Here is an 11,996-nt window from a genome sequence, read left to right as displayed (position 1 = left end):
CCTCTGCCAGGATCGAGCCGGTGCGCATCCTGTTCACCTTCGCCGGGGGCACCGGCCACTTCAATCCGCTCGCACCCATCGCCCGTGCCGCCGAAGCCGCCGGGCACCAGGTCGCCTTCGCCGGGCAGGAGGTCATGCTCGACACCGTGCGGGCCGCCGGGTTCACCGCCTTCGGCACCGGCGGCGACACCTTCGGCGCCCGCGAACGGCAGCCGCTGGCCGCGATCGACCTCCAGCGCGAGGAACTCGCCCTGCGCGAGGGCTACGCCAGGAAGGTCGCGGGGGAGCGGTGCCCGCGCATCCTCGAACTGTGCCGGGAATGGCGCGCCGACCTGGTGGTGTGCGACGAGGCGGACTTCGGCGCCGTGGTCGCCGCGGAGGCGCTGGGCCTGCCGCACGCCACCGTGCTGGTGATCGCCGCGGGCTCGCTGATCCGCCCCGACCTGGTCGGCGAGCCGCTCAACGAACTGCGGGCACGGCACGGGCTCCCGCCCGATCCCGGGATGGCGATGCTGGGCAGGCACCTGGTGCTCTCGCCGTTCCCGCCCAGCTACCGCAACCCGGACTTCCCGCTGCCCGCCACCGCGCACTCGCTCACGCTCGACCCGGTCGTGCCGGACGTGGCCGCACCCGGCTGGCTGCGCACCGACGCGCCCACCGTGTACTTCACGCTCGGGACCGTTTTCAACACCGAATCCGGCGACCTGTTCCAGCGCGTGCTCACCGGCCTCCGCGCACTGCCGGTCAACCTGGTGATGACCGTCGGCCCGCACATCGATCCCGCCGAGTTCGGGCCGCAGCCGGAATCCGTGCGCATCGAGCAGTACGTGCCGCAGGCGAGCCTGCTGCCCTGGTGCGCGGCGATGGTGTCACACGGCGGCTCGGGCAGCGTGCTCGGCGCACTCGCCCACGGCCTGCCGATGGTGCTGCTCCCGATGGGCGCCGACCAGCCGCACAACGCCGAACGCTGCGCCGAACTCGGGGTGGCCCGCGTGCTCGACGCGCTCACCGCGACCGCCGGCGAAATCGGCGCCGCGACCCAGGAAGTGCTGCGGGACAACAGCTATCGCGAAGCCGCCGCCCGGATGCGCGAGGAGATCACCGCGCTGCCGGGCGCCGGCCACGCCGTCCGCTTGCTCGAAGACCTGGTGCGGGGTCAGTAGTAACCCTCGACGGGCACGCGGGCCTCGTCGTAGAGCGCGGGACCCTCCAGCGGCACGGGCGGGAAGTCACCACCGGGCTTGAGGCCGAGCAGCTGCTCGGTCGACAGTGCGTAGACCACCCGCCCGAGCCCGGACCGCTGGATCGCGCCGGTGCACATGCCACACGGCTGGCAGCTGGTGTACATCGTGGTCGCCGCCGCGGTTTCCGCGTCCAGGTGCTGGGCCGCCCACCGCGCCAGCTTCAGCTCCGGGTGGGCCGTGATGTCGTTGTCGGTGAGCGAGGTGTTGTGGTCCTCGGCGAGCACCGTGCCATCGGGCCCGGCCAGCAGCGAGCCGAACGGCGGATTGCCGCCCGCGCGGGCCTTGGCCGCCAGCGCGATGGCCCGGCGCAGCAGGGTGTCGTCGATCATCGGGTCAGCTCCCAGTTGTCGGCCACGGCCGCGAGTGCGTGCCAGGCGATTTGCGGGTGGCGGGTTTCCTCCGGATCACCGCCGAACGGGTCGAGCACCACCGTCTCGGCACCGAGCCGCTCCAGCTCACGCAGATCGGCGGTGATCTGCTCGATCGTGCCCTCCCCGGCGAGCCTGCCGGGCTCGTCGACCGGCGACTCGGTCAGGCGGAGGATGATCCGCGGGGCGAACGCGGGCATCGGACGGCCTTCCGCGGCGGCCGCCTCACGCAGCCTGCCGAGCCTGTCACGCAGCCACGGCACCGTGTTGCGCAGCGGATGCCAGGCGTCACCGAGGCGCGCGGCCCGCCGGATCGCGGGATCGCTGTTGCCGCCGATCCAGATCGGGATCTGCTCGGTGCGGTAGTCGTCCTTGTCCTCCCACGCCGCCCGCATCGCCCGCAGGTACTCGTCGGTCAGCTTCCCGCGCCGCTCGTACCGCACGCCCAGCGCCTCGAACTCCTGCCGCGCCCAGCCCACGGCCATGCCCAGCACCAGCCGCCCGCCGCAGAACTCGTTGAGGTTGGCGGCCATCCGGGCGGTGAGCAGCGGGTGCCGGTAGGGCGCGAGCAGCACGGTGGTGCCCAGCCGCAGCCCGGTCTGCCCGGCCAGCCACGACAGCGTGGTGAACGGCTCGTAGAACGGCGGCGGGTACTGCTCGGCCACGTCGGGCGTGAGCACCAGGTGGTCGGAGACCATCAGCAGGTCGTAGCCGAGCCCTTCGACCACCTGCGCCCAGCCGCGCAGCTTTCCCGGGTCGGTGCCCGGGCCGAAATTGGGGACGTTGACACCTATTCGCACAGGTCACAGGCTAGGAGCCGGACCAGGATCGGGGAAGGGACCGCTCCCGGTGTATCCGGCGGATCGCCGTGGATCTGCCGGTATCTTCGGCCGATGACCGAGAATCTCGACGCGACCGACTGGGCCATCCTGGTCGAGCTCCAGCGGGACGGCCGCCTCCCGCTCACCGAACTGGGCAAGCGGGTCAGCCTCAGCGCCTCGGCGGCCACCGAACGCGTCAAGCGGCTCGAGGCGGCGGGCGTGATCACCGGCTACCGCGCCACCGTCGACCTCGGCAAGGCCGGGTACCCGGTGCTGGCCGTGGTCCGGCTGAAGTACCCGGGCAGCAGGCACGGCCCGCTGCACAAGCTGCTCGCCGAGCGCCTGGAGATCCTCGAATGCCTGCGCACCACCGGCGACGACTGCTACACGCTCAAGGTCGCCGCCGCTTCGATGAGCCAGCTGGAACGGCTGATGGACGAGCTGGCGCAGTTCGGCAGCACCACCACGAACGTGGTCTACCGCCAGACGCTGCCGTTCCGCGGACCTCAGGCGCCGCCGGCTGTCGATCCGGACTGATCCCGTTCGTGTAGGGGGTGAGAACCGAGCCTGAGGAGGCACACCATGAAGCAGTACCTGCTCAACATCCAGCAGCCCGTCGGCGACCCGCCACCCCCGGAGGTGCTGGAGCCGATCATGCGTGAGCTCAACGCGGTCAACGACGAGATGCGCGCCGCCGGGGCCTGGGTGTTCGCCGGCGGGCTGCACGGGCCCGAGGCCTCGTCGGTGGTCCGCGCCGACGGCGGCGAGGTGATCGTCACCGACGGGCCCTACATCGAAGGCAAGGAGTTCGTCGGCGGCTTCACCGTGATCCGGGCCGCCGACCTCGACGAGGCGCTGGCCTGGGCCGGGAAGGTGACCAGGGCGCTGGGCCTGTCGATCGAGGTCCGCCCGTTCCACGACTCCTGATGCGCGCCGAGATCGACCGCGTCTTCCGCGAGGAGTACGGCCGCGCCGTCGCGGTCCTGGTCCGCGTTTTCGGCGACATCGACCTCGCCGAGGAGGCGGTCCAGGACGCGTTCGGCGAGGCCGTGCGCCGCTGGCCGTCCGCTGGGCTCCCGCCGAGCCCGGCGGGCTGGATCATCACCACCGCGCGCAACCGCGGCATCGACCGGCTCCGCCGCGAAGCCACCCGCGCCGACCGGCACGCCGAAGCCGCCCTGCTGCACGCCAGGACCGAAGAACCCGAGGAGGGCGCCGTGCGCGACGACCGGCTCCGCCTGATCTTCACCTGCTGCCACCCGTCGCTGGCGGTGCCCGCGCAGGTGGCGCTCACACTGCGCCTGCTCGGCGGGCTGACCACCGCCGAGATCGCCCACGCCTTCCTGGTGCCCGAGCCGACCATGGCGCAGCGGCTGGTCCGGGCCAAGGGCAAGATCCGCAAGGCGGGCATCCCGTACCGGGTGCCGCACGAGGCCGACCTGCCCGGCCGCCTGCGAGCCGTGCTCACCGTGGTCTACCTGATCTTCAACGAGGGCTACGCCGCCAGCTCCGGCGACCGGCTGGTGCGCGAGGACCTGTGTGCCGAAGCCGTGCGGCTGGGCAGGCTGCTGGCCGGGCTGATGCCGGACGAGCCCGAGGTGCTGGGCCTGCTCGCGCTGATGCTGCTGACCGAGTCCCGCCGGGCCGCGCGCACCACCGCCGACGGCGAACTGGTGCTGCTGGCCGACCAGGACCGCACCCGCTGGGACCGCGCGCTGATCACCGAGGGACAGGAGCTGGTGCGCCGGTGCCTGCGCCGCAACCGGCCCGGCCCGTACCAGCTCCAGGCCGCGATCAACGCCGTGCACAGCGACGCGCCGACGGCCGCGGCCACCGACTGGGCGCAGGTAGTCCAGCTCTACGACCAGCTGCTGGCCGTCGCACCGGGGCCGGTGGTGGCGCTGAACCGGGCGATCGCGGTGGCCGAGCTGTCCGGCCCGGCCACCGCACTGTCCCTTGTGGACGAACTGGACCTCGGTGCCTACTACCTGTTCCACGCCGTCCGCGCCGACCTGCTGTGCCGCCTCGGCCGTCGTCGCGAGGCCGCCGAGGCCTACGACGCGGCGATCCCGCTGGCGGAGAACGCCGCCGAACGCCGCCTGCTCACCGAGCGCCGCGCGGCGCTCAGCTGAGCAACCCCGCCTCGTGCAGGTGGTCGAAGACCAGGCGGCCCACGGGGGAGAGGCGGTCACGGTCGGCGTAGGTGAGCCAGCCGATCTCCTCGATCTCCTGGTTGGCGCGCAGCGTGCCCTCGTAGTCGGCGGTGTAGCAGGTCATCCGCACCTCGACCCCGGCGGCCTTGCCGTGGGCCTGCGCGCTGAACGTGCCGACCTCGGCCACCGTGCCGGGCACGATGGTGACCGTCAGCTCCTCTTCGACCTCGCGGGTGAGCGTCTGCAGGTCGGTCTCGCCGGGGTCGCGCTTGCCGCCGGGCAGGTAGTAGGTGTCCTTGCCCCGGGAGCGCGCGCCCAGGACCTTGCCGTCGCGGAGATGGATCCACGCGATCTTGTCGATGCTCACGCGGCGAGACAGTAGCGGGGCACGCCGGGCTTGTCAGCGAGCGAACTTCGCCACGGCGGCCGGGGTGACCGGGGTGAAGAAGTTGACGAGGTTTCCGTCGGGATCGCGGAACAGGAGTGAGCGGTTGCCCCAAGGCATCGTGGTGGGCTCGCCGACGAAGTCCGCCACCAAGCCGGTCAGCTTCCGGTGCACGCTGTCCACGTCCTCGACCAGGAACTCGAGGATGACGCTGCGATTGTCGGCCGGGTGGGCGGAGCCGGGCGCGAACAGCGGGACCGTGCGCGTGCTGGCGATCGCGAGGGTGCCCGAGGCGGTCCTGAGTTCCGCGAAGTCCTCGGTGGCCCACTCCGCGCGCACCGCGGTGGCGCGCTCGTAGAAGTCGACCAGCCGGGCGACATCGCCGGTGATGATGCGGATCGAGACGAAGTCCATGGGTTCTCTCCAGGGGTTGCCGGTGCTTGCCGACCGCACGCTACGACCGATACCGGGCGAAATCCGCCCGGTATCTCTGGAAGACTTCAGGGCATGTCCCGGCCGATCGCCCGCGTGCTCACCCTGCTGGAGCTGTTGCAGTCGGGAGGCGTCCGGACCGTGGGTGAACTCGCCGGACGGCTCGGCGTGGACGAGCGCACGGTGCGCCGGTACGCCGACCACCTCATCGACCTCGAGGTGCCCGTCGAATCGGTGCGCGGCCGCCACGGCGGTTACCGGCTCGCCCCCGGTTACCGCATGCCTCCGCTCATGCTGAGCGACGACGAAGCGCTCGCCGTGCTGCTCGGCCTGGTCGCCGCGCGCCGAGCCGGGCTGATGACGGCCGCGGGCACGGCGAGCGAGACAGCGGCGGCGAAGATCCGGCGGGTCCTGCCCGAACGGCTCCGGAACAGGCTGGACGCCGTGCTCGGCTCCATCGCCTTCACTTCCCCAGCCGGTGACGCGCCCGCCCCGGACACCGCGGTCCTGCTCGCCATCGCCGACGCGGTGAGGCACCACCGGCCGGTCTCGATCCGGTACACCACCGCCGACGGGCGGCACAGCGAACGCACGCTGCACCCGTACGGGCTCGTCGCCCACTCCGGCAAGTGGTACGTGACGGGCGCCGAACCCGCACTCGGCGAGGACCGGACCTTCCGGCTGGACCGCATCGCCAGTGCGAAGACCCTGCCCGGCTCGTTCGAGCCGGCGGGTGAACTCGACCTGGCCGAACGCGTCCTCACGGGATTCGCCACCGCTGAATACCGGCATGAGGTGACGCTGCGGATCCAGGGCACGGCCGAGCAGATCCGCACCCGGCTGCCCGCCAGCGTCGCGGTCGTGACGGAGTCGGACACCGCGCACTGGTCCCGCGTCGAACTGCGGGTGGACCGGCTCGACTGGCTGCCCGCCGTGCTCGCGTCACTGGACCTGCCGTTTGTCATCGAACGACCGGACGAACTCCGCGACCTCGTCGTGGCGCTTGCCGACCGGCTCACCCGATCGGCGACCAGCTGATCCCGGCGGGGTGGTCCGCGCACGCGAACGCGGGTCGTCGACCAGGTCGCCGCTGTGCAGGACGCCGTCCATCGCGCGGTGCCGCCACTGCGCGGTCGAGTCGTACAGCTCGGCGTCGGTGTCGACCTCGGAGACCAGCACGCCCGCGCGGTTGCGCGGCAGCCGCCCGGTGATGATGCCGTCGGCGCGCACAAAAAACGCGCCCCACGCGCTTTCCGGCGCCGACGAGTTCGGGCAGCTGATCCAAATGTGGTTCGCCGCGGCCGCCGGAATGTTCCCCGCGTGGTACGAGTGGAAAACCAGCTCGACGCCCGCCCGCTGGTATTCGCGGTACAGCTCCGGAAACCGGAATTCGTAACAGATCCACCGAAGCGCAGAACCGCTTGTCGTAGCGGTCGGCCAGTTCGCCGCTGTCGCTGACGATGTACAGGCTGTTGTCGAATCCGTCGTGACTGCCGAAGTCGGCGACCGCGTAACCGGACAGCGCGCATTCCGGGAAATGCACCACACGCGCACCCCGCCGGTGGGCGATGCGCACCTGCTGCCGTATGTGGCGCGCGTTGCGGCGGATGTCCGCGCTCACCGGGAACTGGCAGGTCGCCACCGTCAGCTTCGGCATGCGCCCAGGTTCCCACGGTCAACGGCGCCGGGGCAGCAGCAACGGCGTGGCGAGCAGCAGCACACCGGAGACGGTGATCGCGGCGAGCGGGCTGGTGAGCGTCGCGAGCACACCCCAGACCACCATGCACCCGGCCTGGGAAAGCTTGCTGCTGATGCTCCACGCGCTCAGCACCCGCGCGGCCTGCCCGGCGGGCGTGCGTTCCAGGCGTTCGGTCGCGTTGATCGGGTTGAACACGCCCATGCACACGATCAGCAGACCCTCCACCACGATCACGGTGAGCAAGCCCGGAACCCCCGGCTGGGTGAAGGCGAGCCCGAGCGGGAAGATCGAGCGCAGCCAGCCGGTGACCCGCAGGACGCGATCCCGCCCGAAGCGGGCGACCAGCCGCGGAGACAGCCGGGCCCCGGCGAAACCGCCGAGGCTGGGCAGGCCGAACGCGAGCCCGTACTGCCAGGCCGGGAACTGGTACTCGCCGAGCAGGAGCACCGCCATCAGCGGGCCGGTGGCCATGATCAGGCCGCCGACGGCCATCGAGTTGAGGAACAGCCGCCGCAGCACCGGCTCACCGAAGAGGAACCGCCAACCGGCGAGCAAGCCGGACTCGCGCCGAGAACCGGCCGAGGCGACGTCGCTGCCGCGGATGCGCAGGATGCCGAGCGCCGAGAACAGGAAGCTGACCGCGTCCACCGCGACCGTGACGGCCGGGCCGAGCAGGCCGATGAGCGCGCCGCCCAGCGGTGGTCCCGTCGCGGTCGCCACCCAGGTGGTGCCCTCGAACCGGCCGTTCGCGGTGAGCAGGTGGTCGCGCTGGACGAGGTGCTTGAGGTACGCGCCGGAGGCGGCGGTGAACACGATGCCCGCGGTGCCCGAGATGATCGACACAACCAGCAGTTGACCGTAGGACAGCACACCGAGCAGGTACGCGACCGGCACGCTGACCAGCGCGAAGAACCGCACCAGGTCCATGCCGACCAGCACCGGCCGCTTGGCCCGCCGGTCGATCCACGGCCCGAGCGGGACCGCCGCGACCGCGGCGGCGGCGAGTCCGCCCGCGCTCAGCAGCGAGACCGCGAACGCCGGGGAATGCAGCACTTCCACCGCGATCAGCGGGAACGCGCCGAAGGCGAGCAACGTGCCGTAGGTGCTCACCGCGTAGGCCGACCACAGCCGGCCGAAATCACGTCCCAACCGCATGCGGCCTCCCAGTGGTGTCGTGCGGACCGGCCGGATCCCAGCAGCCGCGCCGAGCCCCCGGCAAACAACCACGCACCGGCGTGCCACAACGATCGGTTGGGTGGCCCTAGGCTGAGCCGGTGGATACCGAAGCGGTGCGATCGTTCGTCCGGGCGGCCGAGCTCGGGCAGCTGCAGCACGCGGCGGACGAACTCGACGTGACCCAGCAGGCGGTCTCCAAGCGGATCGCCGCGCTCGAACGCGAACTCGGCGTACGCCTGTTCACCCGCACCGGGCGCGGGGTCGAGCTGACCCTCGACGGCCAGGCGTTCCTCCCGCACGCCCGCACCATCGTGACCGGTGCCGACCGGGCGGTCACCGCGACCAAGCCGGGGTCACGGGCGCTCCGGATCGACGTGCTCGGCTTCCGGTCGGCGCAGGCGGTCATCCTGCACGACTACTGGCGGGCGCATCCCGGCACCGAACTCGACGTGGTCACCCTCCGCGTCGACGACCCGCGCCAGGCGGCCGCCGCCATCCAGGCGGGTGAACTGGACGCGTCGTTCCGCACCATCACCGGCACGCTGCCCAGCGACCTCCGGATGGTCCCGGTGTTCGACTCCCCGCTGGAACTGCTCACCGGCCCCAGCCACCCGCTCGCGTCGGCGCGCACGCTGACCCCGGCCGAGCTGCGCGGGCACCGGATCTGGGTGCCGGGCATCGCGCCGCGCAGCGAATGGGCCGTGTTCTACGACCAGCTCACCACGGCCTTCGACCTCCGGCTTGACGCGGCGGGCCCGCACTTCGGCAACGAGGTGCTCCTGGACACCATCGCGGATTCCGCCGACGTGGCCACGCTCGTCGGCGCGCGCGACCGGTACGTCTGGCCCGCCGGCTACGACCTGCGCCGGATCCCGATCAGCGGCCCGGTGCTCGCGTACCCGCTGTCGCTGCTGCTGCCCAGGGAGAACCCGCACCCCGGCTTGAGGGCGATCATCGACCACTTCCGCAGCCTGACACCGCCACCCGCGGACACCTGGCGTCCTGTGTGGACCTAGGCCGAGTTTCACAAGTCTTGTTCGCGCTCTCCGCGCCCAGGCGTCGCGGACGTAGCGTTCGAACGGTGACGGGCGCACGTACCCGTTGCCACCCGCCGTTTCGAGCCCGAGCGCGGCGATGTCGCGCGCGACCCCGTTGGCCAGCACCTTCGCCACCATGGACGATTCGTTGAACGCCGGGTCGAGCAGATCCGCGTGCAGGGCCATCTTCTGCGCGTAGGCCCGCGCGGCCTCCAGCCGGACGTGCGCTTCGGCGACCTTCACCTGCACGGTTTCCTTGTCCGCCAGCGGAATTCCGTGCGGGGGCAGGCGGCGCCGGCGCGCGAATCTGATGGTTTCGGCGAGCGCCGCGTCGGCGAGCCCGAGCGAGAGGAACGCCAGTCCCGCCGCGATGTGGTTGGGCCGCGGGCGGTCCGGCGGCGGGCACCGGTGCTCGGCGCGCAACAGCGTGCTGGTGAATTCGAGCTGCTGGCTGCGGCTGGCCCGCAGGCCCATCGCGTCCCACATCGGGTTCATCGTGATGGTGTCGTCGCGCGGCACGCCGAAGAAGGTCGGTTCACCGTCGACGAGCACGTTGACCAGGAAGTGGTCGGCGATTTCGCAGCCCGAGGCGAACCGCTTGGCCCGGAGAACCGGAACCCGCCCTCGACCGGCTCCGCGGCCTGCGACGGGAAGAGGAACCGGTTACCGCCGGTCGGCTCGGACAGCGCGTTCGCGAACCGCCGCCCGGCGATCAGCTCGTCGGCGTAGAACCGCGCCATCTCCGGCGCCGACAACTGCGCCAGCCCGACCCCGGCGCCGATGTACATCACCCAGATGCACGCGGTCGCGGGGCACGCGGCGCTGAGCGTGCGGACGATCTCGCCGTAAGCGCGGTAGCTGAGATCCTGCCCGCCGAGCGCGGCGGGCAACAACGCCGCGTCCAGCCCGGCGGCGTGCAGCGCCACCAGGTTCTCCCGCGGCAACTCGGTGGTGGCATCCCGGTCGGCGGCCGTCCGCGCGAACTCCGCGGCCAGGTCCCGCGCCACGGCGAGCCACCGCTGTTCGTGCGCGGGCGGCGCCAGGGGAAATTCGGTCATGGGCCAGCCTAGAACACCGGCGGCGCGGGTGGCTGGAGCCGCGGTTGCTCCATGCGCTCGCCCTCCTTGCCGCCCTGACCACCAGCGATCAGCACGTCCTTGGTCCGGATCGTCTCGATCTGGCTGGTCAGGCGCTTCGGCAGGCTGGTCAGCGCCTCGTAGGCCTCGTCGCCGATCCGGTTGGCCTCGCGGAGGAAGTCGTCGGCGAGTTCACGCCAGGTGCCGTCCGGGACCGGGCGCTTCTCGGCGTCCTTGCCCAGGTCGGTGGCCACCGAGCCCAGTGCGGCGAGAATGCCCGCGATCGCGGCCGCGCCACCGGCCGGGCCGGTGGCCACCGTGGTGACCGTGCCGACGATGGCCGCGATCGCCGCCGAGACAAAGCTGACCTCCGGGCCGCCGTCCTCCGGCGGGTGGAGCTTCCGGTGGAACCGCTCGGTCATCCGCACCATGAGGTCGCGGACCTCGTTCAACGCCGTCAGGTGGATGGCCCGGTAGCGGCCGAGCGATTCGGCGATGGCCAGCATCTGGTTTTCGTGCCCGATGGCATAACCGAGCGCCCGCTGGTGATAGGCGAGCAGTTCGAAGGTCCGCGCGTCGCGGATACCGCTTTGCAGTGTCGCGAAGGCGGCACGCACATTGTTGGCCGACTCCTCGGACGATTCCGGGTAGTCCTCACCCTCCATTTTCTCCTTGGCCGCCGAATCCAGCAGGAACGGGTCGACCAGCTTGCTGAACGTCTCGCCGATCTGCCCCGGCGGCGACGCCCAGACATTCGAGAACGCGTACAGGGCGTAGAAGAACTTCCCCGGGTCGATGCCGTCCAGCACCGAACGCAGTTCGAAGGCGTTGTCGGAGTCGCGGAAGTGCCAGCCGCCCCAGCCGGGGCAGTCGTGCCCGACCCAGCCCTCGTTGTAGTCGTATTCGAGGCGCGCCCCGCAGCCCTTCACCTGGCACACGTACAGCCGCGGCCCGTCGTGCTTGTCCGGGCTGAGCAGATAGGCGATCCAGCTCTCGAACACACCCGCGTCCTCCTGGACATGGTTGTCCACGGGTTCACGGGGGATGTCCACCGGCATCAGCAGTTCCAAGGGCGGCTTCCTGGTCATCGCACCTTCACCTCGTCGATGCCGTGCGCCACGTCCTTGAGCAGCTTCGCCGCGTGCAGATCCGCCTGCTCGGTCCGGTTCGCCAGGTCCAGCAGGTTGTTCGCGTGGGCCTGCATGTGGTCGATGAAGGTCTGCAGCTCGGTGATCTTCGCCTGGACCGTTTCGGCGACCAGGTTGAGGAAGGCGTTGTTCGCTTCCCTGGTGCGCCCGGTCCCGCCGTGGCCACCGTCCCACGGCCCCAGCCTGGGCTCGGACACCAGCGCGAGCGCTTCCTCGTAGGCCTTCTTCTGAGCCTGCCAGTTCTGGATCGCCACCGAGACCACCTGCTGCACACCAGCGCGCAGGATCTCGGGCTCGACATGGATGTTCGGCTGCGTCACGGACCCTCCCCAGTGGGCCACCACGGCCGGTGCGGCCGTTTCGCGGCAGGCTAGCAGCCGGTTTCCCCGGCACGGCCCGGTTCGCCGACACGGTTTGCGAACGGAACCGGGTCCGCCCGGAACAGGTAGTTGTGCGG

The 11,996-nt window shown here is 71.4% G+C and carries 15 protein-coding genes and 2 pseudogenes; 6 read left to right on the top strand and 11 right to left on the bottom strand.

The genetic code is table 11. From position 1 onward, the window contains the following. The first annotated feature begins 20 nt into the window (after nt 1-20). Nucleotides 21-1,163, top strand: a complete 1,143-nt coding sequence (locus tag A4R43_RS08865) for a glycosyltransferase (protein ID WP_113691876.1) — start codon at nt 21-23, stop codon at nt 1,161-1,163. Here A4R43_RS08865 and A4R43_RS08860 read toward each other — a convergent pair. Together A4R43_RS08860 and A4R43_RS08855 are read right to left on the bottom strand one after the other, a co-directional pair. Next, nucleotides 1,157-1,573: a nucleoside deaminase gene (locus tag A4R43_RS08860; protein WP_113691875.1), complete on the bottom strand. Its 417-nt coding sequence runs from the start codon at nt 1,571-1,573 to the stop codon at nt 1,157-1,159. The two genes, A4R43_RS08865 and A4R43_RS08860, sit on opposite strands and share 7 nt — an antisense overlap. Beyond that, nucleotides 1,570-2,412 carry an LLM class flavin-dependent oxidoreductase gene (locus A4R43_RS08855; protein ID WP_113691874.1) on the bottom strand — a complete coding sequence of 281 codons (843 nt, stop codon included), beginning with the start codon at nt 2,410-2,412 and terminating at the stop codon, nt 1,570-1,572. Before A4R43_RS08855 ends, A4R43_RS08860 begins: the two co-directional genes overlap by 4 nt. A gap of 93 nt (nt 2,413-2,505) precedes the next feature. Between A4R43_RS08855 and A4R43_RS08850 the strand changes: the two genes are divergently transcribed. From A4R43_RS08850 to A4R43_RS08840, 3 genes are read left to right on the top strand one after another with little or no spacing between them, the layout of a single operon-like run. Continuing rightward, a complete protein-coding gene (locus A4R43_RS08850; protein WP_113691873.1) occupies nt 2,506-2,970 on the top strand; it encodes an Lrp/AsnC family transcriptional regulator in 465 nt (154 codons plus the stop codon). A gap of 45 nt (nt 2,971-3,015) precedes the next feature. Then, nucleotides 3,016-3,360 carry a YciI family protein gene (locus A4R43_RS08845; protein WP_113691872.1) on the top strand — a complete coding sequence of 115 codons (345 nt, stop codon included), beginning with the start codon at nt 3,016-3,018 and terminating at the stop codon, nt 3,358-3,360. Next, entirely contained in the window at nt 3,360-4,565 is a 1,206-nt protein-coding gene (locus tag A4R43_RS08840; RefSeq protein WP_113691871.1) for an RNA polymerase sigma factor, read from the top strand. Before A4R43_RS08845 ends, A4R43_RS08840 begins: the two co-directional genes overlap by 1 nt. Here A4R43_RS08840 and A4R43_RS08835 read toward each other — a convergent pair. Then, nucleotides 4,558-4,953, bottom strand: coding sequence for an NUDIX hydrolase (locus A4R43_RS08835; RefSeq protein ID WP_205215280.1), 396 nt, complete (start codon nt 4,951-4,953; stop codon nt 4,558-4,560). The two genes, A4R43_RS08840 and A4R43_RS08835, sit on opposite strands and share 8 nt — an antisense overlap. 33 nt (nt 4,954-4,986) lie before the next feature. After that, nucleotides 4,987-5,385, bottom strand: coding sequence for a VOC family protein (locus A4R43_RS08830; RefSeq protein WP_113691869.1), 399 nt, complete (start codon nt 5,383-5,385; stop codon nt 4,987-4,989). 93 nt (nt 5,386-5,478) lie between these two features. On the opposite strand from A4R43_RS08830, the gene A4R43_RS08825 reads away from it, so the two are divergent. Continuing rightward, on the top strand, nt 5,479-6,441 hold the full coding sequence (locus tag A4R43_RS08825; protein WP_113691868.1) for a helix-turn-helix transcriptional regulator: 963 nt from the start codon (nt 5,479-5,481) through the stop codon (nt 6,439-6,441). On the opposite strand, the gene A4R43_RS43225 is transcribed toward A4R43_RS08825, so the two are convergent. From A4R43_RS43225 to A4R43_RS08815, 3 genes and pseudogenes are all read right to left on the bottom strand, one after another. Then, nucleotides 6,346-6,633 carry a hypothetical protein gene (locus A4R43_RS43225; protein WP_205215279.1) on the bottom strand — a complete coding sequence of 96 codons (288 nt, stop codon included), beginning with the start codon at nt 6,631-6,633 and terminating at the stop codon, nt 6,346-6,348. The two genes, A4R43_RS08825 and A4R43_RS43225, sit on opposite strands and share 96 nt — an antisense overlap. A gap of 340 nt (nt 6,634-6,973) precedes the next feature. Beyond that, a pseudogene (locus A4R43_RS44735) lies at nt 6,974-7,060 on the bottom strand (hypothetical protein); the annotation flags it as partial. 18 nt (nt 7,061-7,078) lie between these two features. Next, nucleotides 7,079-8,257 carry an MFS transporter gene (locus A4R43_RS08815; protein WP_113691867.1) on the bottom strand — a complete coding sequence of 393 codons (1,179 nt, stop codon included), beginning with the start codon at nt 8,255-8,257 and terminating at the stop codon, nt 7,079-7,081. A gap of 119 nt (nt 8,258-8,376) precedes the next feature. Between A4R43_RS08815 and A4R43_RS08810 the strand changes: the two genes are divergently transcribed. Continuing rightward, nucleotides 8,377-9,294: a LysR family transcriptional regulator gene (locus tag A4R43_RS08810; protein WP_113691866.1), complete on the top strand. Its 918-nt coding sequence runs from the start codon at nt 8,377-8,379 to the stop codon at nt 9,292-9,294. A gap of 93 nt (nt 9,295-9,387) precedes the next feature. Here the strand turns inward: A4R43_RS08810 and A4R43_RS43885 are convergent. The 4 genes and pseudogenes from A4R43_RS43885 to A4R43_RS08795 all read right to left on the bottom strand — a co-directional run. After that, nucleotides 9,388-9,789 (bottom strand): annotated as a pseudogene (locus A4R43_RS43885) (acyl-CoA dehydrogenase family protein); the annotation flags it as partial. 17 nt (nt 9,790-9,806) lie between these two features. Beyond that, entirely contained in the window at nt 9,807-10,373 is a 567-nt protein-coding gene (locus A4R43_RS43880) for an acyl-CoA dehydrogenase family protein (RefSeq protein WP_236808853.1), read from the bottom strand. Nucleotides 10,374-10,381: 8 nt separating this feature from the next. Continuing rightward, nucleotides 10,382-11,479, bottom strand: coding sequence for a hypothetical protein (locus tag A4R43_RS08800; protein ID WP_162788380.1), 1,098 nt, complete (start codon nt 11,477-11,479; stop codon nt 10,382-10,384). Then, nucleotides 11,476-11,859 (bottom strand): hypothetical protein, encoded by a 384-nt coding sequence (locus A4R43_RS08795; protein ID WP_113691864.1) that lies wholly within the window; start codon nt 11,857-11,859, stop codon nt 11,476-11,478. The genes A4R43_RS08800 and A4R43_RS08795 overlap by 4 nt, the downstream gene beginning before the upstream one ends. Nucleotides 11,860-11,996 lie beyond the last annotated feature (137 nt).

Source organism: Amycolatopsis albispora (assembly GCF_003312875.1).
Classification (GTDB): Bacteria; Actinomycetota; Actinomycetes; order Mycobacteriales; family Pseudonocardiaceae; genus Amycolatopsis; species Amycolatopsis albispora.
The sequence above is the reverse complement of the archived record's forward strand: the minus strand, read 5'-3'. Positions and strand labels throughout refer to the sequence as shown.